This window comes from Photobacterium alginatilyticum, from assembly GCF_009910675.1.
GTDB lineage: Bacteria > Pseudomonadota > Gammaproteobacteria > Enterobacterales > Vibrionaceae > Photobacterium > Photobacterium alginatilyticum.
Map to the genome: position 1 here is coordinate 1 of NZ_RSEJ01000258.1, position 464 is coordinate 464.

General features: G+C 48.5%; 1 protein-coding gene. It reads left to right on the forward strand.

All coding sequences use genetic code 11. The features are described 5' to 3' along the window. Positions 1–14 precede the first annotated feature (14 nt). Positions 15–464 (forward strand): RagB/SusD family nutrient uptake outer membrane protein (locus tag EIZ48_RS28730; RefSeq protein ID WP_205298659.1); only part of this gene is annotated, 450 nt, incomplete at its 3' end.

Below are 464 nucleotides of genomic sequence, written 5' to 3' on the forward strand. Positions count from 1 at the left end.
GGGGGTATTGGACCATGTTCGAGATGCGAAGCGATAATACCGATCAAGGTCCGGATGCCACAGGGTTGGCACGTCAATACACCGAAATCAATTCCTTTACCGAAGATGCGTTGAACGAGCAGATTACTTCCGCATGGAGTGAATCGTACAAGGTGATTGCCAATTGCAACGTGATTTTGGAACGGATACCTAATGTGGAAATGGATGCCTCCCTAAAGAACAGGGTCACAGGAGAAGCACTGTTCATTAGATCATTGGTGTACTATCATATGGCCATCGGTTTTGGAAACATCCCTTTACAGCTTACCCCATATATCTCTGGGGATGAGMTGACACAGGYGGACCAAAACACGATTTTGGGACAATTGGTCACGGACCTGACCACGGCCGAAGACGCCTTACCGGTTTCTTACTCGGGCAGTGAAGTGGGAAAAGCAACAAAGGGAGCGGCTGCTACTCTTTTG